Below are 21,914 nucleotides of genomic sequence, written 5' to 3' on the forward strand. Positions count from 1 at the left end.
CTCACTTCGAGCTAGGACAGACGCATGGAACTGGGACTTGTAGGCTTGGGCCGGATGGGCGCGAACATGGCCGAGCGGCTGGTGCGTGGCGGCCACCGCGTGGTCGGTTTCGACCTGGGCGAGGCGGCGCGCAGCGCGGCGCAGCAGCGCGGCGTGGAGACGGCGGACTCGATGGCGGCGCTGGTCGCGGCACTGCCGGCGCCGCGTGCGGTGTGGCTGATGGTGCCGTCCGGCAAGATCGTCGACGACACCCTGGCCGCGCTGTTGCCGCTGCTGGCCGAGGGCGACGTGGTCGTGGACGGCGGCAATTCGTACTACAAGGATTCGATGCGCCGTGCCGCCGAGTTGGCCGCGCACGGCATCGCCTACGTCGATTGCGGCACCAGCGGCGGCGTGTGGGGGCTGAAGGAAGGCTACAGCCTGATGATCGGCGGCGACGAAGCGGCGGTCAGCCGGCTCGACCCGCTGTTCGCCACCCTGGCGCCGGCCACCGATGCCGGCTGGGGCCGGGTCGGTCCCAGCGGTGCCGGCCACTTCACCAAGATGGTCCACAACGGCATCGAGTACGGAATGATGCAGGCCTATGCCGAAGGCTTCGCGCTGATGGCGCGCAAGCAGGAGTTCGAACTGGACCTGCACCAGATCGCCGAGGTCTGGCGGCAGGGCAGCGTGGTGCGTTCGTGGCTGCTGGACCTGTGCTCGGATGCGCTGGGCGACAACCCCACCCTGGCCGGGATCGCGCCCTACGTCGAAGACTCCGGCGAAGGCCGCTGGACGGTGGCCGAGGCGATCGACCTCAACGTTCCCGCGCCGGTGATCACCTTGTCGCTGCTGGAACGGCTGCGCTCGCGCGACGACGATTCGTTCACCGACAAGCTGTTGTCGGCGATGCGCAACCAGTTCGGCGGGCATGCGATCAAGCACGAAACGCCGGCCGTGCCGCCGTCCGGGACCGCGGCCGGATAAGCCGCGCGGTGGTTCAAGCCAGCGCCAGCGTGCGGCCTTCGGCGGCGCTGCGCTGGCCCAGTTCGAGCAAGCGCATCACCGCCAGCGCCTGCGCCGCATCCACCGGCGCAGGCGCGCGTCCGGCCATCGCCTCGCGAAAGCCGGCGTAGCAGTGCCGATAGTCGCCGCGCTGCGTCTGCAGCGCGTGCGCGGTGGCGCTGCCGTCGTCGTCGACCAGGGTCAGCTGGCCGGCGAGCGGATCCTCGCCCCACTGCGGCGCGGCCGGGGTGAGTCCGGCGCGCAACTGCGCCTCCTGCGTATCCAGGCCATGCTTGAGATAGCTTCCGCGCTCGCCATGCACGGCGAAGCGCAGCCCGTTCGCCGCGACCAGCGAGCCGGCATGCAGGACCGCACGCAGCCGCGGGTAGCGCAGCACGGCATGGAAATAATCGGTCGCCTGGGCGCCGTGGCGCTGCTGCGCCAGATCGACCTGGATCGCTTCCGGCAGGCCGAACAATTGCAGGGTCTGGTCGAGCAGGTGCGGCCCCAGGTCGAACCACAGTCCGGAGCCGGGCAGCGCATGCTCGCGCCAGCGGTTGCCGATCTGCGGGCGATGGCGGTCGAAGTGCGAATGGAACTCGGCGACCTCGCCCAGCGTGCCCGCCTCCAGCAGCGCGCGCAGGGTGAGGAAGTCGCCGTCCCAGCGCCGGTTCTGGAACACGCTGACGATGCGCCCGGCGCGTTGCGCCTGGGCGACGACCTGCTGCGCCTCGTCCACGTCCAGGGTGAACGGCTTGTCCACCAGCACGTGCTTGCCCTGCGCCAGCGCCGCCAGCGCCAGCGGCGCATGGGTCTGGTTCGGCGTGGCCACCACCACCGCATCGATCTGCGGATCGGCGAAGGCCTGCTGCGCGTCGGCGACGATGCGCGCCTGCGGATAGGCCGCGGCCGCCTCGTCGTGGCGGCTGGACACGATGGTATGCAGGCGCAGGCCCGGCGTGTGCGCGATCAACGGCGCATGGAACACGCGGCCGACGAAGCCATAGCCGAGCAAGGCGAGATTGAAGGTCTGATCCATGGCGTGCGGAGGGGCGGCAGTGCGGGAAAGGACAGTATCCCGGCAAAGGCCTTCACCCGGCGTGCACGCCTTTCACGCTGCCGCGATTTGCCGGTCACGTCGCTTGTACGCCGCCACGCAGACACTCCGCCCCACACCTTCAAGGGAGGAGGACATCATGAAAAAGTTCACGTCGCCCACGCTGCTCAGCGCTGCACTCGCCTTCGGTCTTACCCTGGCCGCCGGCCAGGCGCTCGCCGTCGATCCGCCGACCACCGCCGACAAGGACCATGCCGCCATGGCCCACAACGACGGCATGAAGCACGAGTCCAAGGAGCCGGTCACCGACACCTGGATCACCACCAAGGTGAAGGCCGATCTGCTCGCGACCAAGGACGTCTCGGGCACCGACATCAAGGTCGAAACGCTCAATGGCACGGTCAAGCTGTCCGGTGCGGTCGAAAGCAAGGCGCAGCGCGACAAGGCCGTGTCGGTCGCCAAGATGATCGACGGGGTCAAGAAGGTCGATTCGACCGGCCTGAAAGTGACCGGCGCGGCCAAGCACTGAGCTCCGCCACGCCATCGGTGACGGCGGCGGGGCGCGAGACGAGGCGCGCCCCGCCGCTTCACTACGACGCACTCTTCGGAGTGCGTTTTTTTTGGGCGGCACACTCGCGTGCGGGGGGCATCACCCAGCGTATCGCCGCGCTTCGCATTGCATTGACGCACGTTCAGTCATCATCAAGCCACGTCAGCTACCAGGCGAATTGCCATGTTGGATGCTTACTCTCCAGCCGCGTCCAGCCACGCGGCCACGCACCCCGCGTCGCTCGATGCGGTGGATACGGCGCTCTCTTCGACAGGCGCGCCGCCGCGACCGTCTTCCTTGCTCCTGGCGATGCGCCAGCTCGAATCGAAGCTGGGCATGTTGCTGGTCACCTTCCACGACGATGCCGGGTTCTGGCGCGCCTTCGCCAGACTGATGCAGGACCTGGACAAGGACCTGACCACGGGCGAGCGCGCGCGCCTGCGCAGCCATGCCGATTTCCTGCTGGTTCGGGCAGGGATGTCGTCGTGGACGCTGATCGGCGCGACGGACGACGCCGCCGCCCGCGTGGTCCGAGCGGCAGCACGCTGATCCGGATGCGGGCCAACGGTCTCGACCCATGGGCGGCGCATAGCCGCCCATTTCTTTGTACCCAATCGTTAAGATAGAGTCGCATTCAGGTGTCGCGACGGGGAGCTTGCGCGAAGCCTGAATAATTCATCGCGCGCTCGCGCGGATCGGCGACAATGCCGCCCCGCTTTCGCTGCCGTCTTCAATCTTCCAAGAACAGGTATGCAGATCACCGCCAAACATGACGCCTGGGACCGCTGGCGTTTGCCGCTGCTGGTGCTGGCGGTGGTCCTGATCGTGATCCTGCCCTCGTTGCTGTTGCGGCAGATGAGCGAAAGCACCTTGCGTGCGGCCGATTGGGTCAGCCACAGCCAGGAGGTCACGGCGGGGCTCAGCAGGTTGGAAGCGGACATGCGCGACATGGAGTCGGCGGCGATGGCGATGTCGCACGATGTCGACTCGCCGATCCTGCGCGCACGGTTCGGCGAGTCGCGCGCGGCGATCCCCCCGACCATCGCGCGCCTGGTCGAGCTGACCCGCGACAACCCCGACCAGCAGGTGCGCATCGGCCGCCTGCAGAGCACCCTGGACCGCCGCAGCCTGCTGGCGGCGCGCATTGCCCAGAACCGCGACCCGGACCGGATCCGTGGCTTGATCCAGGAGATGACCGCGGACAACCCGATCCGCGGCCTGGTCGCCGAACTGCAGAAGCGCGAGGATGCGCTGCTGGCCGAGCGCACCGCCGACGCCGACCAGCGGCGGATGCTGGCCTCGGCGATCAGCTGGGTGTCGCTGGCGGTGCAGTTGCTGCTGCTGGGCCTGGTGATCTGGCTGCTGCAAGGGCAGATCGGCCGGCGCCTGGACGCGGAGCGGCACATGCTGCGCGCCAATGCCCGCGCCGCCGCGGTGCTGCAGACGGTGCGCGAGCCGATCGTGCTGCTCGACAGCGAGCAACGCATGCTGATGCACAACGCCGCCTTCGGCGAGCTGTACGGGCTGGACCCGGAGCGTCCGACCAAGATGCTGGCCGATGTCGGCGACGGCGTCTGGCAGGATCCCCTCGTGCGCCAGCGCCTGGCCGACGTGCTGCTGCGCGGGCGCGAGCTGTGGGACTTCGAGCACGAACAGCTCGGCGCCGACGGCGTCGGCCGCACCATGCTGCTGAACGCGCGGCGCATGCCGCTGCCGGACAGCGAGGACGAAGTGGTGCTGATGACGGTCAGCGACATCAGCCTGCAGAAGGCCTCGCAGCAGCGCATCCAGATGCTCAACCGGCAGCTCGAGGGCAAGGTGGAGCAGGTCTCGGAGGTCAATCGCGAACTGGAGGCCTTCAGCTATTCGGTCTCGCACGACCTGCGCGCGCCGCTGCGCCATGTCGCCGGCTTCGCCGACAAGCTGGCCCGCCACCTCGGCGACGACGCCGACGAGAAGAGCCGCCATTATCTGGAAGTGATCGGCACCTCGGCGCGGCGCATGGCGTCGCTGATCGACGACCTGCTGGTCTACTCGCGCCTGGGCCGCAGCGCGCTGCGCCTGCAGGCGGTGGACATGCAGTCGCTGGTGGCGGAGACGCGCTCGGTGCTCGATGCCAACGCGCAGTCCGACCACGCCGGCAGCGGCCACCGCATCGAGTGGAACGTCGCGCCGCTGCCGATCCTGGTCGCCGACGAGAACATGATGCGTCAGCTGTGGCTGAACCTGCTCGGCAATGCGGTCAAGTACAGCGCCAAGCGCGAGGTCGCGGTGATCGAGGTCGGCTATCAGCTGCAAGCCGACGGCAGCCACCACTTCACCGTGCGCGACAATGGCGCCGGTTTCGACATGGCCTATGCGGCTAAGCTGTTCGGTGTGTTCCAGCGCCTGCACAAGGCCAGCGAGTACACCGGGACCGGCATCGGCCTGGCCAGCGTGCGCCGCGTGCTGACCCGCCACGGCGGCCATATCTGGGCCGATGCCGCGCCGGACCAGGGCGCGTCCTTCCATTTCGTCTTACCTCCCGCGCTCGAAGCGCCTACCAACGAGTTGACCGTATGACCGCCATCCGCACCATCCTGCTCGCCGAAGACAGTCCCGCCGATGCCGAAATGGCGGTCGATGCGCTGCGCGATGCGCGCCTGGCCAATCCCATCGTGCACGTCGAGGACGGCGTGGAGGCGATGGATTACCTGCTGCGCCGCGGCGCCTACGCCGACCGCGAGGAAGGCCTGCCGGCGGTGCTGCTGCTGGACATCAAGATGCCGCGCATGGACGGGCTGGAAGTGCTGAAGCTGGTGCGCACCGACGAGTCGCTCAAGCGCCTGCCGGTGGTGATCCTGTCGTCCTCGCGCGAGGAAAGCGACCTGGCGCGCAGCTGGGATCTGGGCGTCAACGCCTACGTGGTCAAGCCGGTGGACGTGGACCAGTTCTTCACTGCGGTGAAGACCCTGGGCACGTTCTGGGCGGTGATCAACCAGGCGCCGGACAAAGAGTAAGCGCCTATGCCTACGACCGGCACCAAGCTCGGACCGATCCGGATCCTCATGGTCGAGGATTCTCCGGAAGACGCCGAGCTGCTGTCCGACCAGTTGCTGGACGCCGGCCTGGAGGCGACCTTCCGGCGGGTGGAAGGCGAGTCCGCGCTGCGTGTCGCGCTGCGCGAGTTCGCCCCGGACATCGTGCTGTCGGACCTGAGCATGCCGGGCTTCTCGGGACACCAGGCGTTGCGCGTGCTGCGCGAGCACAGCACGTCGGTGCCCTTCATCTTCGTCTCCGGCACGATCGGCGAGGAGACCGCGGTGGAGGCGCTGCGCGATGGCGCCAACGACTACATCATCAAGCACAACCCGACCCGGTTGCCGTCGGCGGTGGCGCGCGCGATCCGCGAAGCGCGTACCGAGCGCGAGCGGCAGCGGGTCGAGGGCGAACTCATGCGCGCGCAGCGGCTGGAGAGCCTGGCGATGCTCGCCGCCGGCCTGAGCCACGACCTGCGCAACATCCTGCAGCCGCTGCTGATCGTGCCGGAGCTGATGATCGGGCGCAGCGACGACCCGCAGCTGCGGCACCTGGCCGAAGTCATCGCCGAGTGCGGCCGGCGCGGCCACGAGATGGCCGAATCGATGCTGTCGTTCGTGCGCGGCTCGCGCACGCCCAGCGAGCGGGTGTCCATCGCCGGCCTGTTCCAGGCGGTGCAGATGCTGCTCAAGAGCAGCCTGCCCGAGCGGGTCGGCCTGCAGGTGGACGTGGCCGACGCCGAGCTGTCGATCGAGGCCAACTACACCGAATTGCAGCAGTGCCTGCTCAACCTCGGCCTGAACGCGATCCAGGCGATGCCCGATGGCGGCACGCTGTCCATTTCGGCGGCGCCGGCGATCGGCGCCGACGGCAGCGAGCAGGTGCGGATCCTGGTCCGCGACACCGGCGTGGGCATGGATGCGGACACCCAGGCGCAGCTGTTCAGTCCGTTCTTCACCACCAAGGCCGACGGCACCGGCCTGGGCCTGATCTCGTGCAAGCGCATCGTCGAAAGCTACGGTGGCAGCATCGGCGTGGACAGCACGCCGGGCGTGGGCACCTGCTTCGAGCTGCTGATCCCGCTGCGCGGCCACGCGCCCTCGGCCGAGCCGGAGCCGGCGATGCCGATGGGCAGGGGCCAGCGCGTGTTGCTGGTGGACGGCGAGGCCACGCGCCTGTCGCTGCTCGGCAACGCCTTGTCCAGCCAGGGCTACCAGCCGCAGCTGGCCTCCGACGGCGCCGCGGCGCTGCGCGAGGTGCGCGAACACGGCATGCCGGATCTGGTGATCGTCGACAGCGACATCATCCTGCTGTCGGCGGTGAGCCTGCTGCTGGCGCTGCAGGACCTGGACTACCACGGCCCGGCGATCGTGCTCGAGGATGCCGGCACCGCCCTGCAGCGCGATCACTTCCCGCGCGACATCGCCGTGCACGTCCTGCGCAAGCCGCTGGAGATGCAGCGTGTGTTCCGCGCGGTGGCGCATGCGTTGGAGAGTGGTTGAGGGGCCGGGATTCGGGATTGGGGATTCGGGATTCGTTTCAGGCAACAGCTGACGACAACGACACTACCGTTGCACGCAAGGTAAAGCGCTTCAGCTCAGGCGATCAGGCAGCTGGAATGCCGCTTTTGCGAATCCCCAATCCCGAATCCCCACTCCCAGCTTCACTGCTGCGACGACTGATCTTCCGGGTCGCGCCTGGCCGGCACGCGGCGCGGCGGCAGTGGCGGCAGGGCGCCGCGGGTGTCGGTGTCGCTTTCGGTGGTCAGCGCCGGCTCCCAGGGGAAGCGCGGCAGGGTGCGCACCGCGTTCTCCAGCTTGCGCGACCAGGTGTCGTGGATTTCCGAATACAGCGGCGTGTCCGCTTCCAGGCGCAGGCGCTCGGTGACGCGCAGGTCGTTGCGACGGATCACCGCCAGGTCGATCGGCATGCCGACCGACAGGTTGGAGCGGATGGTGGAGTCCAGCGAGACCAGCGCGGTGCGCGCGGCGTCCTCCAGCTGCATCTCCGGGCGGATGATGCGGTCCAGGATCGGCTTGCCGTACTTGGACTCGCCGATCTGCAGGTACGGTGTCTCCGGCGAGGTGGCGATGGCGTTGCCCAGCGGGTAGATCATGTACAGCCCGGGCCGCTCGCCGGCGATCTGCCCGCCCAGGATCAGGGTGGACTGCACGCTGACGCCGCTGTGCTGGGACTGGTCGGAGAGCTTGACCTGGCTGGAGACCAGGACCTCGCCGACGTACTCGGCGACCTCGAACAGGTGCTTGAACGAGCGCAGGCTGCGCGGCGCGTCCGGATCGTCCGCATCGCGTTGCAGCTTGGAGATCGCCAGCTGGGTGGTGGCCAGGTTGCCGGCCGACATCAGCACGAACACCGCCTGCCCCGGATACTCGAACACATGCAGCTTGCGATGCACGCGGACGTCGTCCAGCGAGGCGTTGGTGCGCGTGTCTGCGGCGAAGACCAGGCCTTCGTCCACTTCGATGCCTACGCAATAAGTCATGTCGCTGCCGGAGTTCAATGCGTTTCGATTCTATGCGGGGGGGACGGGCTTGGCTACCCGTTGACGGTCGCGGCCGCGGCATGCGCGAATATCCCATGACCACCGTGCTCCTCAGCCTGGGCAGCAATCTGCGCCCGCACCAGCATCTGCCCGCCGCGATAGGTGCGCTGCGGCAGCGTTTCGGCCCGATCGCGGTGTCCCCGACCTACCGCACCCCGGCGGTCGGATTCGACGGCCCGCCGTTCCTGAACAATGCCGTGTCGTTGCAGACCGAGTGGGAGCTGGAAACGCTGGATGCCTGGCTGCATGCGCTGGAAGACGCGCATGGGCGCGACCGCAGCGGCCCGCGTTTCAGCGACCGCACCCTGGATATCGACGTGGTGTTCTACGGCGACCGCATCGTCGAGGGCCCCGGCCATTTGCGCATTCCGCGCCCGGAACTGCGCCATGCCTTCGTGCTCAAGCCGCTGGCCGACATCGCCGCCGACTTCGTCGACCCGCTCAGCGGCCGCCGCCTGGGCGCGCTGTGGCAGGCGCATGCGCAGTTCCGGGAGGCGTTCGAAGTGGTCGAGTTGGATGAAGCCGGGAGTGGGGAATCGGGAATGGAGAATCGGTAGAGCCGGACGCCGGGTCGAGGCCTCGGGCTGTCATGGCGCGGCAATGAGTGGCTCTGGGCAACGACTGGCCTGGGCGCGCTCGCCTGTTCCCCATTCCCCATTCCCAAGTCCCAGCCGTCAGGAAAGTCCCCGCCCCCCATCCACCCGCAACGTCTGCCCGGTGACGAAGCCGGCGTCGTCGAGCAGCCAGCGCACCGCCTCGGCGATCTCCTCGACCTGGCCGATCCGCGCCAGCGGCGTGCGCGCCAGCAGCGCCTGCTGCGCAGCGCTGTCCTTGCCGGTCTCCGGCCACAGGATCGCGCCGGGGGCGATCGCGTTGACCCGCACCTGCGGCGCCAGCTCCAGCGCCAGCGAGCGGGTCAGCATCGCCAGCGCGGCCTTCGCCGCGCTGTACAGCGGGTGCGCGCGCAGCGGCTGCTCGGCGTGCAGGTCGGTGATGTTGACGATCGCGCCGCGGTGCTCGCGCAGTTGCGCGGCCGCGGCCTGGGCCAGGAACAGCGGCGCGCGCGCATTGACCGCGAACAGGTCGTCCCATTGCGCCGGCGTGGCTTCGGCCAGCGGCGTGGGATAGAAGTTGGAGGCGTTGTTGACCAGCGCATCGAGCCGGCCGAAACGCTGCACGCACTGCGCCACCAGCGCCGGCAGCTGGGCGGTGTCGCGCAGGTCGGCGTGCAGGGTCAGGGTGCTGCCGGCGCGCGCGGCTTCCAGTTCCTGCGCCAGCGCCTGCAGCTCGGCCTGCGAGGTATGCGCGTGCAGCGCCAGGCGATAGCCGGCCGCGTGCAGGCGCCGCGCGATGCCGGCGCCGATGCGCCGTGCGCTGCCGGTGATCAGGGCGACTTTGGTCTCGGTCATGTGTGCATTCCACGCTCGGCTATGCTGTGCATTGTCCACGCAATCCAGCGCCGCATGCCTATCGACTTTCCCACCCCCGACGCCGACGCGCTCGCCCACAGCGATCGATTGGCCGCGCATCTGCGCGCCGAGATCGCCGCCGGCGGCGGCGCGATTCCGTTCTCGCGCTTCATGGAGCTGGCGCTGTACGCGCCGGGCCTCGGCTACTACAGCGCCGGCAGCAGCAAGTTCGGCGAGGACGGCGACTTCGTCACCGCGCCGGAGCTGGGGCCGTTGTTCGCCGCCACCGTCTCCAACGCGCTGGCCCCGGTGCTGCAGCAGCTCGGGCCGCAGGCGCGGATGCTGGAAGTGGGCGGCGGCAGCGGCGCGTTCGCCGAGGTGATGCTCAAGCGCCTGCTGGCGCTGGACGCGTTGCCCGAGCGCTACGCCATCCTCGAGCCCAGCGCCGACCTGCGCGAACGCCAGCGCGCGCGCCTGCAGCGCGCGCTGATCCCGCCGGTGTTCGACCTGGTGGAGTGGCTGGACCGGCCGTTCGAGGACGACTGGAACGGCGTGCTGTTCGCCAACGAGGTGATCGACGCGCTGCCGACGCCGCGCTTCACCCTGCGCGACGGCGAGGTATTCGAGGAAACCGTGACCCTGGACGGCGAAGGCCGCTTCCGCCGCGGCGAGCAGCCGGCCGATCCGCTGCTGGCGGCGGCGGTGCGGCATGTCGAACGCTATCTGCAAACGCCGTTCGCCGATGGCTACCGCTCCGAGCTGCTGCCGCAGCTGCCGTACTGGATCCAGGCGGTGGCCGGCGGCCTGCGCAGCGGCGCGATGCTGTTCGTCGACTACGGCTATCCGCGCGGCGAGTTCTACCTGCCGCAGCGCGACGACGGCACCCTGCGCGCGTTCTACCGGCACCGCACCCATGCCGATCCCTATCTGTGGCCGGGCCTGCAGGACCTGACCGCGTCGGTGGACTTCACCGCGCTGGCCGAGGCCGGCACCGGCGCCGGTTTCGAACTGGGCGGCTACTGCACCCAGGCCAGCTTCCTGCTCGGCAACGGCCTGGATGCGCTGCTGGCCGAGGCCGAGGCGCGCAGCGACGAACGCGGCCGCCTGCGCCTGCGCGAGCAGGTGAAGCGCTTGACCCTGCCCAGCGAAATGGGCGAGCGCTTCCAGGTGATGGGCTTCGAACGCGATGTGTCGCTGGCGCCGGCGTTCCTGGTCGGCGACCTGACCTGGCGGCTGTGATGGCGGCGATCCGCGCATTCCGCCGGCCCTGGCTGTGGCTGGGGCTGTGGTGGCTGGGCGTGCTGGTGCTGATCTATGTATGCATGATGCCGCACCCGCCGCAGCTGTCCGACCTGCCGGACACCGACAAGGCCGAGCATTTCACCGCCTACCTGCTGCTCGCGGCAGGCGCGGTGCAGGTCTACGCCGGGCCGCGCGCCTGGCGTTGGGCGGCGCTGGGCCTGCTGTTGCTCGGCATCGGCATCGAGTTCGCGCAGGGCGCATGGACCACCACGCGTTCGGCCGATCCGTTCGACGCGCTGGCCGACGCGCTGGGCGTGGCGGCGGGCATGGCCACCGCGCTGACCCCGCTGCGCGATCTGCTGTGGCGGTTGGAAACCGGGGCGGGGCGGCGCCGCCGCGGCTGATGCCCGGTTTCGCTTCGCGCGCGCCGTGCCGCCGGCCCGGCGCCGCGGTCTACGCCATCGGCCAAGATGCGGTTTCCCCGGTGGCGGTGCCGGCGCGCGCGCAGCGCCTGGCCTAGAGTGCGTCGGCCCGCGCAGTGCCCGGGCCGCCGCGCGGCGCACCGCGCACCTTGCGCATGGCCGGCGGCCGCACGCCAGCGGCCGGCGCCGCCTTCGCCGAGGAGAATCCCCATGCCGACACGTCGCGCCCGCGCCTTGTGCAGCACCACCCTGTTCGCCGGGCTGTGCCTGGCCGCCATCGCCACCCCTGCCGCTGCCGCCTGGGACGGGATCTGCAACGGCACTGCGACCTATACCGGTTCCGGCTACTCCGGCGGCGCGGTGCTGCTGGATCCGATCCCGGCCGATGCGATGATCACCGCGCTGAACCCGGCGCAGATGAACTACGGCGGCGTCTCCGCCGCGCTGGCCGGCGCCTATCTGCAGGTGCAGGGGCCGCGCGGCACCGCCACGGTCTACGTCACCGACCTGTATCCGGAGGGCGGCGATTGCGGCCTGGACCTGTCGCCCAATGCCTTCGCCGCGATCGGCGACATGAGTGCCGGGCATCTCGCGATCAGCTGGAAGGTGGTCGCCGCGCCGATCGATGGCAACGTGGTGTACCGGATCAAGGAAGGCAGTTCGCAGTACTGGGCCGCGATCCAGGTGCGCAATCACCTGTACCCGGTGGTCAAGTTCGAATACAAGAAGGACGGCGCTTGGGTCAGCCTGCCGAAGATGCCGTACAACCATTTCGTCGGCGAGCAGGTGGGCGCGCAATTGCTGGAGATCCGCCTCACCGACATCCGCGGCCAGGTGGTGACCGACACGTTGTCGGCGTTGCCGAGCCAGGGCGACAAGGGCGTGTATTTCGTCGAGGGCCATGTGCAGTTCGCCAAGTGAGTGGCGGCGTGGCGCGGACTGGCGCGTTGCGCCGTCGCCGGAGCGACGACGGGGAGCGGCGCCTGCGGGAGCGGCGCCGGATAGCCTGCTGAATTCATTGTAGGAGCGGCTTCAGCCGCGACCGGCAGCATGGGGCAATTGCGGACGCCCCGCGCGGTCGCGGCTGAAGCCGCTCCTACAGAAAGCGTGGTTCCGGCTGCAGCCGAGCGCCGGATCGCGCTCAGAACTTGAAGTGCAGCGTGGCCATGTAGCGGCGGCCGTTCTTGTAGCGTCCGGCCGGGTGGTCCTTGTCGCCCAGGTACTGGAAGTAGTCCTCGTCCAGCAGGTTCTGCGCGTCCACCTGCAGCGACCACTGTTCGCTGATCGCATAGCCGATGCTCGCGCCCAGGTCGGTGTAGTCGTCGACGCTGGCCGGCGCGGCGCCGGCGACGTAGCCGCCGGCCAGATAGCTGTCGCGCCAGTTCAGGCTGATGCGCGCGTTCCACGGCCCCTTCTCGTAGTACGGGCTGAAGGCCACGCTGTTGCGCGACTGGTAGGGCAGGCGGTCGCCGGTGTTGTTCTCGCCGTTGGCATAGGTGTAGTTGGCGGTCAGGCCGAAGCCGCTGCTGCCGAACGGTTGCTGGTAGGCGAGGGTGAAGCCCTTGACCTTGCCGTCGCCGGCGTTGCGCGGGCGCTGGATGCTGTAGTCGCAGTAGCCGTCGGCGGTGCAGCCGTTGCTGCCGAGCATCTGCGCCCAGGTCTGCGGCGAGGTGTCGCGGATCGAGTTGTACTGGCGTTCGATCGTTGCCGAGGTGTCGATGTAGTTGTCGATCTTCTTGTAGAACAGCGACCAGGCCACCACCGCCTGCTGCGCGAAGTAGTACTCGGCCGACAGGTTGAAGTTCCACGATTCGTACGGCGACAGCGCCGCGTTGCCGCCGCTGCCGGTGAGCGTGGTGTCGTTCAAGAAGGTGTTGTTGACCATCTGGTTGTACGGCGCCCAGGCGATCACCTTGCCCGCGGCGAAGCGGAACACCCAGTCGGTGTCGGTGTCGTAGGCCAGGTTCAACGACGGCAGCAGGAAGTTCTCCTTTCTGGTGCGGGTCTGCCACTTGCTGTCCAGGTCGTCCAGCGTCGGCGTGCCGCTGTAGACGAAGCCGCTGCCCTCGGTCTTGGAATCCACGTAGCGCACGCCGAGGTTGCCGCGCAGGCCGCCGTTGGAGAAGTTCAGCTGCACGTAGGCGGCGTTGTTGGTCTGCTGCAGCGCCCAGCTGTTGTTGAGGTAGCTGGCCGGGTCGGGATTGGCGTAGTCCACCGGGCTGTTGCGGATCCAGTCGATGACGTTGCCGCGCCCCGCCTGCACGTGTTGGCCTTGATCGGGATAGAAGCCCTGGATGTCGGTCAGGCCGATCGTGCCCACGTCGGCCAGGGTGCCGGGCGTGACGCCGCCGTACACGTTCAAGGTGAAGTCTTCATCGTGCTTGCCCTGGCGCACGCCGAACAGCAACTGGTTGAACACGCTGTCGAACTGCAGGTTGAAATCCAGCTGGGCGTAGCGGTCCTTGCTGTGCGTGGCGAAGATGCCGTTGTTGCCGAACCAGCCGCCGGCCGAGCCCCAGTTGGCCGGATCGCGCGCGCCGGCCTGATCGTCGAAGCGGATGCCGCGTTGCAGATCCCAGCTGAAGCCGCCGTTGTAGAACGGTTCGATGAAGTATTGCGACAGGTCCTTGTTGTCCGACTTGCTCTGCCCGACCTGGCCGCTCACGCCCCAGCCTTCGCCGCGGAACGCGCCGCGCAGGTCGATGCCCTTGGTGACGACTTCCGACTGGCGCACGTTGTTGTCGTAGATCACCGTGCCGCCGCCGGCATTGGCGTTGGCGCCGGAATGGCCGCTGCCGACCACGCCGTTGCGCACGCTGCCGAGCGCGTCCACCGCGTCGATGGTGCCCTGGTTCCAGGTCAGGAAGCTGTACATCGACTGGTTGTAGTTGTCGAAGTTCTCCTTGATGTACAGGCCGCTGAGGTTGAACTCCAACGCATCGCTGGGCTTGAGCTGCAGGTTGAGCACGGCGCTGTCGCGCTTGCGGTCCTGTTGGAACCAGGCCGCGTTGACCGAGTTGGGCACGTCCGCATCGGCGGGCACGCCGCCGGCGTTGGCGAAGGTCGCGGCCTTGGCGTAGCCGAACACTTCCATGCCCTGGCGATCGACGCGCTCCTCGTAGTGCTGCGCGGACACCGCGATGCCGAAGGTCTCCTGCGGGTTCTTCCAGCTGTACAGCAGCGAGGCGTTCGGCTTGCCCTCGCTGGCCTGCTGGCTGTAGCTGTAGCCGACCGAGCCGGCGATCTCGTTGGCCTTCAGGTCCAGCGGTTGCCGGCTGTGCATCAGCACGGTGCCGCCGAGGCTGCCTTCGACCAGCCGCGCCTCGGAGGATTTGACGATCTCCGCCCGCCCCAGGATCTGCGGCGACAGCAGGGTGTAGTCGAAACCGCGGTTGGGCTGCTCGCCGTACAGCCAGATCGCCTGCGCCACCGGGTGGCCGTCCAGGAACGACAGGTTGAGGCTGGGATCGGTGCCGTCGATGCTGACCCGCTCGCCCTGGCCGAAGCGGCGGTCGATGGTGACCCCGGGAATCTGCGCGAACGCTTCGGCGACGTTGGTGCTGGGGAACTTGCCGATGTCCTCGGCGGTGATCGCTTCGGACACGGTGACGTTGTTGCGTTTGGTGTCCAGCGATCTTTCCAGGCTGGCGCGGATGCCCACGACCTGGACGGCGTCCAGGTCGGTGGCATCGCCGCCGGCCTGCTGCGCCTGCGCGGCACAGGCCAGGGTGGCGAGGATTGCTGCGGACAAGACGGAATGGCGGTATTGCATGATGTCTCTCCTCATCATTCAATGGGTCGACGCGGCGCGCGAGCGTTGCGCTGCGTGCCGGCTCTGCCTGTTGCCTTACTGCCTGCGGTGCTGATGCCTGCTGTGCTGCTGCGTGGGTGATGCGCGGTGTGGCTGGCTGGAGTCTTCCGGCGCTGGGGCCGCCGGTTTCGCTTGTGCGTGCAATGCCTGGTGCAACGTGCCGCCGTGGTGCGCGACGCGCTGCGTCAAGCTGTCGAGCTGAAACGATGCCGATGCGGCAGGGCGGCGCTGGCCACGGCGATGCCAGCCGCTGCGGCGGACAGCGGTATGCCGACCCCGGTGGCGAACAGGGCGTGCAACGGCGTGTGGTATTGCAATGGCGTGCCGAGTGCGGCACGCGACTCGCGCGTCAGGATCATTGCGATCACATGCCTCCCATGGCCCGCTTTTGCGCCGCGTATGCGCGGCCCCACCCCCGTGTGTGCCGATTCTTACGAGGCTATGACAACGATGTCAAGTCTTGTCCGGAAAATTCGTCTGGTGCTGGTTTCGCCATGCGTAACGCCGGCCGGCGTCCCGCTGTCGCCATCCGTGTTCGTCGAAACGCAGCTGCATCAACGGGTTATGCGGACCGCCGGGACGGCGGCGGCGGCGCGCAAATGAGAACGCGGCGCAGTCATGTCGCGGTGCACAAAATTGGTCTCATTCGTAGAATTGGTGCGACATAGGTATCGTGACAACGATGCGTGAAAGCGGACGCGCACAAAATATTTATGATCGACAAGTTTCTGATAATGAAAGATATTTTCTGGAGCGCGCAGCAAGTCCAGGCGCCATTTGCCGATTGTGGGTATTGCAGCGTTGACATAATCTTTCTAAGACCATAAGAATCGAAGCGCCTGGAATTGGTCTTTGCCAATTCGGGATCGATCAGTCCAGCAGCATGCAATCGCCCGCTCCGGGGTAGGGACGGGGACGCGCCTTGCGCACCACGAGGCGCCGCAACAGACAGCACGTTCCATCGACTCCGTGTCCGCACGGACGGCATCGCCCTGCGCGTCGCGTCGGGCGCAATGGAGGGTGCTGCCTGCCGATCGCTGCCGCTGGATGTCAGACGTGCCGTGCCGATCAGCCATCAACCAGGATAGCCCAATGCCACATGCCGCCCGCTCCCGTCCGCACTGCTGTTCCCTGTCCGTCCTCGCCAGCGCCATCGCGTTCGGCCTGCTCAGTGCCGCAGCGCAGGCGCAGCAAGCGCCCGCATCCGATTCCATCTCCCAGCTCGACACGGTCACCGTCACCAGCTCCTACCAGAAGAGCCTGATCACCGCGCTGGACAACAAGCGCGAAGACGCGCGCATGACCGACGGCATCTCCTCCGAGGACATCGGCAAGTTCCCGGCCGAGAACATCGCCGAGGCGATCCAGCGCATTCCCGGCGTGCAGATCTCCACCATCAACGGCCGCGGCTCGACCATCAGCATCCGCGGCCTGGGCCCGCAGTATTCGGCCACCACGATCAACGGCCAGACCATCAAGAGCGCCGATTTCACCGACGGTTTCCGCTACGACATCATCCAGCCGGAAGTGGCCGCGGCGATCGAGGTGATCAAGTCGCCGTCGGCGGACATGGATGCCGGCGGGCTGTCGGGCACGGTCAACATCGAGACGACCAAGCCGCTGGACTACAAGGAGCGCAAGCTGATCCTGTCGGCGAAGGAGCAGTACTCCGAATTCGCCGGCGGCGCGCCGACGCCGAAGGCGGTGCTCACCTACATCGACCAGTTCCAGCTCGCCGATGGCGGCCAACTGGGCGTGTTCGTCAACGCCGGCTACCAGAAGCTCAAGGACCGCGCCGACTACCTGTGGATCGACCGCTGGTACACCCAGGACACCGACGACGGCACCCTGTACATCCCGCGCCGCCCGCGCTACCGCTCGATCGAGCGCGAGACCGATCGCAAGATGCTCACCGCCGGCCTGCAGTGGAAACCGAACGACCGGCTGGAGATGAACCTGACCGCGCTGTACTCGCAGGACAAGACCGACAACGACATGAATCAGTTGGTCTATTCCTTCGACCGCAACTACCTCACCGTGCTGGAGACCAAGGACCTGACCGCGACCAAGGTGTCGGCGTCCAACTACTGGCTGGAGAACAACCGCCAGCTCGAGCGCCACGATCTCACTTCGCAGCTGGTGACCTGGGACGCCAAGTGGAAGGGCGATGCGTGGACCTTCAGCGGCGTGGCCAACTACACCGAAGGCAAGACCGACGAGGACGAGCGCGCGGTGATCCTCGGTCGCCTGCCGTCGGCGACGCTGTTCGACATGTCCAATCCCGGCGCGATCTCGCTGACCACCGATGCCGACGCGAACGACGCCAGCGCCTGGGACCAGGCCAACCTGGTGCGCGACGAATACCCCAACGGCGCGATCACCAAGCTCAGCAACAAGGAATGGTCGCTGCAGTTCGATGCCGAACGCTACGTCGGCGCCGGCTTCCTGGACTCGGTGAAGTTCGGCACCAAGTTCCGCCGCGAGACCTTCGACCGCAACGTCTGGCGCCGCGATTTCCTGTACCTGATCAACTCCGGCGCGGTCTCCGGCTACGCCATGTTCCCGGAACTGTCGGCGGCCAGCTCCAGCGTCAGCAACTTCCTCGACGGCAACCTGGCGTCGCAGAGCGGCTGGGTGGCGCCGGACGTGTACGCCTACGCCGACGCGCTGGCCGCCTCCGGCATCACCGTGCCGGTGCTGTTCGCGCCGCAGGCCAGCTACCACATCCGCAACGACATCTTTTCCGCCTACGCGCTGGCCAAGATCGATACCGAGGTCGGCAGCATGCGCCTGCGCGGCAACGTCGGCGTGCGCTACGAGAACACCAAGCGCACTACCGACACCTACCTGACCACCGCCTCGCAGTACAGCGAGGACGCCAACGAGGTGGTCGGCACCGAACGCGCGCCGTACGACTACCACAACTGGTTGCCGAGCCTGAACCTGGTGCTGGACATGCGCGAGGACCTGCTGCTGCGCTTCGCCGCCGGCAAGGTGTTGGTGCGGCCGATCCTGGACAGCAACACCGCCATCGCCACCACCATCTCCTCGGGCAGCAACACCGGCGGCACCACCACCTACGACGTGTCGCTGGGCCAGACCGACCTGAAGGCGCTGACCGCCGACCAGGCCGACCTCAGCCTGGAGTGGTACTACGGCCAGGGCGGCGGGCTGACCCTGGCCGGCTTCTGGAAGCAGGTCAAGAACGGTACCTTCAACAGCATCGTGTGCCCGACCACGTTCAACGGCGCGGCGCTGTCCAGCAACAGTTCCGGCGATTGCGTGGACGGCAGCGGCAACATCTACGAGATCACCGCCACCCGGAACGATCCGAGCAAGGTCAAGATCAAGGGCTACGAGCTGGGCTGGACGCAATCGTTCGACGCGTGGCTGCCGATCCAGGGCTTCGGCCTGACCGCCAACTTCACCCGGGTGCTCCCGCAGCGCGATACCGATTTCAAGATCCGCAACCTGTCGGAGAAGACCTGGAACGCCACCGGCTACTGGGAGAACGCAATGTTTTCCGCGCGGCTGTCGCTGAATCACCGCAGCGAGTACGAGCAGGACAGCAGCGACAGCTTCTTCGCCCGCGAAGGCCACACCATGAAGGCGCGCACCCAGCTCGACGCGGTGCTCGGCTACCAGGCCACCGATACGCTCAGTTTCCAGCTCGGCGGGCTCAACCTGACCGACAAGAAGGAAGAGGCGTACAAGGACATCAGCAGCCGCTGGCAGATGACCGGCGTCACCGGCCGCAGCTTCTACGTGTCGATGCAGTGGGACATCCTGTGAGGGCGATGCGGTCGCTTGCAGGGTAGTCCGCAGCCTGCCCGGCGCCGCGGTGGCGCCGGGCAGGGCAACGTGGCCTATCCCGATCGCATTCACAGGTTCCAGGGCAAGCGCATGCAACGACGAGAATTCCTGGCAGGCGGCGCGGGCGCCGGCCTGCTGCTGGCGGCGCCGCGGTTGAGCTGGGCGGGCAGCGCGGCGGATGCCGGCATGGCCGGCACCGCCTCCGCCACTGCCGCAGCGGCGGTGCCGGCGCCGACGCTGGCGGCCGATCCGGGCCTGTTCTGCCTGGACGAGGGGTGGCGCTTCCACGAAGGCGACATCCCGTTCCCGCCGATCAGCGGGCAGGACGCCAGCTACGACAACGCCAAGGCGGGCAAGGCCTGGGGCGCGGCCGCGGGCGATTTCGACGACAGCCAATGGCGGCAGCTGCGGCTGCCGCACGATTTCGCCATCGAGCAGCCGATCGAGGCCGGCGCCAACGTGGCGCAAGGCTATCGCCGCCGCGGCATCGCCTGGTACCGGCGCAGCCTGCGGCTGGACGAGGCGCAGCGCGGCAAGGCGCTGGAGCTGCGGTTCGACGGCATTTCCAGCCGCGCCACGGTCTGGGTCAACGGTTTGCTGATGGCGCGCAGCTGGAGCGGCTACGACGGGTTCGCCATCGACCTGAGCGCAATCGCGCGCTACGGCCAGGACCTCAACAGCATCGCGGTACGCGTGGATGCCGAGGCGATGGACGGCTGGTGGTACGAAGGCGCGGGCATCTACCGGCACACCTGGCTGGCGGTGCGCGATGCGCTGCATATCGTCGGCGATGGCGTGCATGCGGTGCCGCGGATCGGCGACGGCGAACGTTGGACGCTGCCGGTTGCGGTCACCGTCGCCAATGCCGGCGAGCAGGCCGACGCGGCGCTGCTGGAGGTGGCGCTGTACGACGCGCACGGCACGCTGCTGGCGCAGGGCAGCAGCGCGTTGCAGGTCGGCGCACTGGCACAGGCGGTGGCGCAGGTCGAGCTGCAGGTGCAGCGGCCGCAGCGCTGGGACGTGGCCGCGCCGCATCTGTACCGGGTCGCGGCGGTGCTGCGCAGCGCTGGCCGCGAGCGCGACCGCCGCGAATGCGCGATCGGCTTTCGCACGCTGCGCTTCGATGCGCAGCAGGGCTTCTTCCTCAACGAGCGGCCGCTGAAGATCAAGGGCGCCTGCCTGCACCAGGACCATGCCGGGGTCGGCGTGGCGGTGCCCGACAGCCTGCTGGAGTTCCGCATCCGCCGGCTCAAGGCGCTGGGCTGCAATGCGATCCGCCTGCACCACGCGGTGGCCAGCGAGCTGCTCGACGTCTGCGATCGGCTGGGCATGTTGGTGATGGCCGAGAACCGCGTATTCAATCCCGCGCCCGACTACGCCGCGCAGTTGCGCTGGCTGGTGCGCCGCGACCGCAACCGCGCCTGTGTGTTCCTGTGGTCGGTGTTCAACGAGGAACCGATGCAGGGCACCGCCGCCGGCTACGAAATGGTGCGCCGCGCGGTGGCGCTGGTGCGCGAGCTGGACGACAGCCGCCCGGTGACCGCGGCGATGAACGACGGCATGCTGACCCAGCGCAACGCGGCCGACGCGGTGGACGTGGTCGGCTTCAACTATCGCCAGTTCAACTACGACCGGGTGCGCGCGGCGATGCCGCACAAGCCGTTGCTGTCCAGCGAGGACACCAGCGCGTTCCAGACCCGCGGCGCCTGGTTCACCGACAAGGACGCGCACGTCATCGCCGAGGACGATTCGGTCGCCGCGCCGTGGGGCAACACCCATCGCACGTCGTGGAAACTGATCGACGAACGTCCCTATCTAGCCGGCAGTTTCGTCTGGACCGGCTTCGACTACCGCGGCGAGCCGACTCCGTTCGAATGGCCGTCGGTGTCCTCGTTCTTCGGCATCATGGATCTGTGCGGTTTCCCGAAAGGTGCCTACTGGCTGCGTCAGGCGCAGTGGATCGACGCTGCACCGGTGCTGCAGCTGCTGCCGCACTGGAACTGGCCGGGCCGCGAAGGCACGCCGATCAAGGTGATGGCGTTCTGCAACGCGCAGCAGGTGGAGCTGTGGCTCAACGGGCAGTCGCAGGGGCGGCAGGCGGTGGACCGGATCGAAATGAATGCCTGGCAGGTGGCGTACGCGCCGGGCGTGCTGGAGGCGGTGGCCTATCGCGATGGCCGCGAAGTGGCGCGGCAGCGGGTGCAGACGGTCGGCGCGCCGGTCGCGCTGCGGCTCACGCCGGACCGTGCGCGGATGCGCGGCGACGGCCGCGACGCGCAGCCGATCACCCTGGAAGCGGTGGATGCGCAGGGCCGCCACGTGCCGTTCGCCGATGCGCAGATCGCGCTGCAGGTCGAAGGCGGGCGCCTGCTCGGCGTCGGCAACGGCGATCCGAATCGGCACGCGGCCGACAACGTGCCGCAGGTGCAGTTGTTCAATGGCCTGGCGCAGGCCATCGTCGAGGCCGGCACCGGCCAGCGCCGGCTGCGCATCGAGGCGCGCGCGCCGGGCCTGCGGGCTGCGCAGGCCACGATCGGCCTGGATGCGGTGGCCTTGCCGCCGTCGCTGCCGCCGGCCGCCGCGGCGATGGTGGTGCCCGGCTGGCGGCGCACGCTGCCGTTCGCCGCGCCGCCGGATCCGGCGCTGCCGCGCGCGCCCAACGACAACAACAGCTGGAGCTTCTGCCAGCCGGGCAACCTGGAGACGCGTGCCGAGCGCGATGGCTATGTGCTGTACCGCACCGCGTTCACCCCGTGGGCCGGGATCCAGCAGCGCGGCGGCGTGCTGCGGCTGGGGCGCGCGACCGGCGCGGCGCAGGTGTATCTGGACCGGAAGCTGGTCGCCCGGGTGGCTGCGGGGCAGCATGCGCAACTGCGCTTGCCGCCTGCGGACGGCGAACGGGTGCTGGCGGTGGTGATGCAGGTGACGGCCGGAATGCCTTTCGGCTTCGACGATGTCGCGATAGTGGAGTATTGACCGAATGAAGCGAGTTTTCCGCCATGCCTTCCCGCACGCACGTGCCTGGATGCGCTTCGTGCGCGCGTT

General features: G+C 68.4%; 16 protein-coding genes and 1 pseudogene. 12 read left to right on the forward strand and 5 right to left on the reverse strand.

All coding sequences use genetic code 11. From position 1 onward, the window contains the following. The first annotated feature begins 24 nt into the window (after window positions 1–24). Window positions 25–966 carry a phosphogluconate dehydrogenase (NAD(+)-dependent, decarboxylating) gene (gene gnd / locus JR064_RS10510; RefSeq protein WP_206229683.1) on the forward strand — a complete coding sequence of 314 codons (942 nt, stop codon included), beginning with the start codon at window positions 25–27 and terminating at the stop codon, window positions 964–966. A gap of 13 nt (window positions 967–979) precedes the next feature. Here the strand turns inward: gnd and JR064_RS10515 are convergent, their stop codons facing one another. Next, window positions 980–2,023, reverse strand: coding sequence for an oxidoreductase (locus JR064_RS10515; protein ID WP_206229684.1), 1,044 nt, complete (start codon window positions 2,021–2,023; stop codon window positions 980–982). Between the two features lie 157 nt (window positions 2,024–2,180). Between JR064_RS10515 and JR064_RS10520 the strand changes: the two genes are divergently transcribed. The 5 genes from JR064_RS10520 to JR064_RS10540 all read left to right on the forward strand — a co-directional run bounded on the left by JR064_RS10520 (window position 2,181) and on the right by JR064_RS10540 (window position 7,111). Further along, window positions 2,181–2,570 carry a BON domain-containing protein gene (locus tag JR064_RS10520; RefSeq protein WP_179567323.1) on the forward strand — a complete coding sequence of 130 codons (390 nt, stop codon included), beginning with the start codon at window positions 2,181–2,183 and terminating at the stop codon, window positions 2,568–2,570. A 204-nt stretch (window positions 2,571–2,774) separates the two neighbouring features. Further along, complete coding sequence (locus JR064_RS10525) at window positions 2,775–3,140, forward strand: hypothetical protein (protein ID WP_179567321.1); 366 nt, start codon at window positions 2,775–2,777, stop codon at window positions 3,138–3,140. A gap of 201 nt (window positions 3,141–3,341) precedes the next feature. After that, window positions 3,342–5,153, forward strand: coding sequence for a sensor histidine kinase (locus tag JR064_RS10530; protein ID WP_191825264.1), 1,812 nt, complete (start codon window positions 3,342–3,344; stop codon window positions 5,151–5,153). Then, on the forward strand, window positions 5,150–5,590 hold the full coding sequence (locus tag JR064_RS10535) for a response regulator (RefSeq protein ID WP_179567317.1): 441 nt from the start codon (window positions 5,150–5,152) through the stop codon (window positions 5,588–5,590). Before JR064_RS10530 ends, JR064_RS10535 begins: the two co-directional genes overlap by 4 nt. Window positions 5,591–5,596: 6 nt before the next feature. Beyond that, window positions 5,597–7,111 carry an ATP-binding response regulator gene (locus JR064_RS10540; RefSeq protein ID WP_206229685.1) on the forward strand — a complete coding sequence of 505 codons (1,515 nt, stop codon included), beginning with the start codon at window positions 5,597–5,599 and terminating at the stop codon, window positions 7,109–7,111. Between the two features lie 161 nt (window positions 7,112–7,272). Here JR064_RS10540 and JR064_RS10545 read toward each other — a convergent pair whose 3' ends face one another. Continuing rightward, window positions 7,273–8,112 (reverse strand): proteasome-type protease, encoded by an 840-nt coding sequence (locus JR064_RS10545; RefSeq protein ID WP_179567313.1) that lies wholly within the window; start codon window positions 8,110–8,112, stop codon window positions 7,273–7,275. 95 nt (window positions 8,113–8,207) lie between these two features. On the opposite strand from JR064_RS10545, the gene folK reads away from it, so the two are divergent. Next, window positions 8,208–8,729, forward strand: coding sequence for a 2-amino-4-hydroxy-6-hydroxymethyldihydropteridine diphosphokinase (gene folK / locus JR064_RS10550; protein ID WP_206229686.1), 522 nt, complete (start codon window positions 8,208–8,210; stop codon window positions 8,727–8,729). A 117-nt stretch (window positions 8,730–8,846) separates the two neighbouring features. Here folK and JR064_RS10555 read toward each other — a convergent pair whose 3' ends face one another. Continuing rightward, on the reverse strand, window positions 8,847–9,581 hold the full coding sequence (locus tag JR064_RS10555) for a pteridine reductase (RefSeq protein ID WP_206229687.1): 735 nt from the start codon (window positions 9,579–9,581) through the stop codon (window positions 8,847–8,849). Between the two features lie 54 nt (window positions 9,582–9,635). On the opposite strand from JR064_RS10555, the gene JR064_RS10560 reads away from it, so the two are divergent. From JR064_RS10560 to JR064_RS10570, 3 genes and pseudogenes are all read left to right on the forward strand, one after another. Next, window positions 9,636–10,820 (forward strand): class I SAM-dependent methyltransferase, encoded by a 1,185-nt coding sequence (locus JR064_RS10560; RefSeq protein WP_225209873.1) that lies wholly within the window; start codon window positions 9,636–9,638, stop codon window positions 10,818–10,820. Continuing rightward, on the forward strand, window positions 10,820–11,227 hold the full coding sequence (locus JR064_RS10565) for a VanZ family protein (protein WP_425510289.1): 408 nt from the start codon (window positions 10,820–10,822) through the stop codon (window positions 11,225–11,227). The genes JR064_RS10560 and JR064_RS10565 overlap by 1 nt, the downstream gene beginning before the upstream one ends. A gap of 336 nt (window positions 11,228–11,563) precedes the next feature. Beyond that, window positions 11,564–12,166, forward strand: a pseudogene (locus tag JR064_RS10570) (expansin EXLX1 family cellulose-binding protein); the annotation flags it as partial. Window positions 12,167–12,386: 220 nt separating this feature from the next. Here JR064_RS10570 and JR064_RS10575 read toward each other — a convergent pair. Next, window positions 12,387–15,017, reverse strand: coding sequence for a TonB-dependent receptor (locus tag JR064_RS10575; protein ID WP_206229689.1), 2,631 nt, complete (start codon window positions 15,015–15,017; stop codon window positions 12,387–12,389). A 224-nt stretch (window positions 15,018–15,241) separates the two neighbouring features. Further along, the gene (locus tag JR064_RS10580; RefSeq protein WP_191825269.1) at window positions 15,242–15,415 is read right to left on the reverse strand and encodes a hypothetical protein; all 174 of its coding nucleotides are present in this window, start codon (window positions 15,413–15,415) and stop codon (window positions 15,242–15,244) included. 733 nt (window positions 15,416–16,148) lie between these two features. On the opposite strand from JR064_RS10580, the gene JR064_RS10585 reads away from it, so the two are divergent. Beyond that, a complete protein-coding gene (locus JR064_RS10585) occupies window positions 16,149–18,848 on the forward strand; it encodes a TonB-dependent receptor (RefSeq protein WP_206229690.1) in 2,700 nt (899 codons plus the stop codon). A gap of 111 nt (window positions 18,849–18,959) precedes the next feature. After that, window positions 18,960–21,845, forward strand: a complete 2,886-nt coding sequence (gene galA / locus JR064_RS10590; RefSeq protein ID WP_206229691.1) for a beta-galactosidase GalA — start codon at window positions 18,960–18,962, stop codon at window positions 21,843–21,845. Window positions 21,846–21,914: the final 69 nt, after the last annotated feature.

The sequence above is a fragment of the Xanthomonas bonasiae genome (genome assembly GCF_017163705.1).
Taxonomy (GTDB): Bacteria; Pseudomonadota; Gammaproteobacteria; order Xanthomonadales; family Xanthomonadaceae; genus Xanthomonas_A; species Xanthomonas_A bonasiae.

What these genes read in the sequence shown, in the direction of transcription:
- JR064_RS10580 (WP_191825269.1), bottom strand. Translation starts at nt 15,415, where the DNA reads ATGATCCTGACGCGCGAGTCGCGTGCCGCACTCGGCACGCCATTGCAA.
- JR064_RS10520 (WP_179567323.1), top strand. Translation starts at nt 2,181, where the DNA reads ATGAAAAAGTTCACGTCGCCCACGCTGCTCAGCGCTGCACTCGCCTTC.
- JR064_RS10575 (WP_206229689.1), bottom strand. Translation starts at nt 15,017, where the DNA reads ATGCAATACCGCCATTCCGTCTTGTCCGCAGCAATCCTCGCCACCCTG.
- JR064_RS10555 (WP_206229687.1), bottom strand. Translation starts at nt 9,581, where the DNA reads ATGACCGAGACCAAAGTCGCCCTGATCACCGGCAGCGCACGGCGCATC.
- JR064_RS10515 (WP_206229684.1), bottom strand. Translation starts at nt 2,023, where the DNA reads ATGGATCAGACCTTCAATCTCGCCTTGCTCGGCTATGGCTTCGTCGGC.
- JR064_RS10525 (WP_179567321.1), top strand. Translation starts at nt 2,775, where the DNA reads ATGTTGGATGCTTACTCTCCAGCCGCGTCCAGCCACGCGGCCACGCAC.
- JR064_RS10545 (WP_179567313.1), bottom strand. Translation starts at nt 8,112, where the DNA reads ATGACTTATTGCGTAGGCATCGAAGTGGACGAAGGCCTGGTCTTCGCC.
- JR064_RS10540 (WP_206229685.1), top strand. Translation starts at nt 5,597, where the DNA reads ATGCCTACGACCGGCACCAAGCTCGGACCGATCCGGATCCTCATGGTC.
- JR064_RS10535 (WP_179567317.1), top strand. Translation starts at nt 5,150, where the DNA reads ATGACCGCCATCCGCACCATCCTGCTCGCCGAAGACAGTCCCGCCGAT.
- JR064_RS10565 (WP_425510289.1), top strand. Translation starts at nt 10,820, where the DNA reads ATGGCGGCGATCCGCGCATTCCGCCGGCCCTGGCTGTGGCTGGGGCTG.
- gnd (WP_206229683.1), top strand. Translation starts at nt 25, where the DNA reads ATGGAACTGGGACTTGTAGGCTTGGGCCGGATGGGCGCGAACATGGCC.
- JR064_RS10585 (WP_206229690.1), top strand. Translation starts at nt 16,149, where the DNA reads ATGCCACATGCCGCCCGCTCCCGTCCGCACTGCTGTTCCCTGTCCGTC.
- galA (WP_206229691.1), top strand. Translation starts at nt 18,960, where the DNA reads ATGCAACGACGAGAATTCCTGGCAGGCGGCGCGGGCGCCGGCCTGCTG.
- JR064_RS10530 (WP_191825264.1), top strand. Translation starts at nt 3,342, where the DNA reads ATGCAGATCACCGCCAAACATGACGCCTGGGACCGCTGGCGTTTGCCG.
- folK (WP_206229686.1), top strand. Translation starts at nt 8,208, where the DNA reads ATGACCACCGTGCTCCTCAGCCTGGGCAGCAATCTGCGCCCGCACCAG.
- JR064_RS10560 (WP_225209873.1), top strand. Translation starts at nt 9,636, where the DNA reads ATGCCTATCGACTTTCCCACCCCCGACGCCGACGCGCTCGCCCACAGC.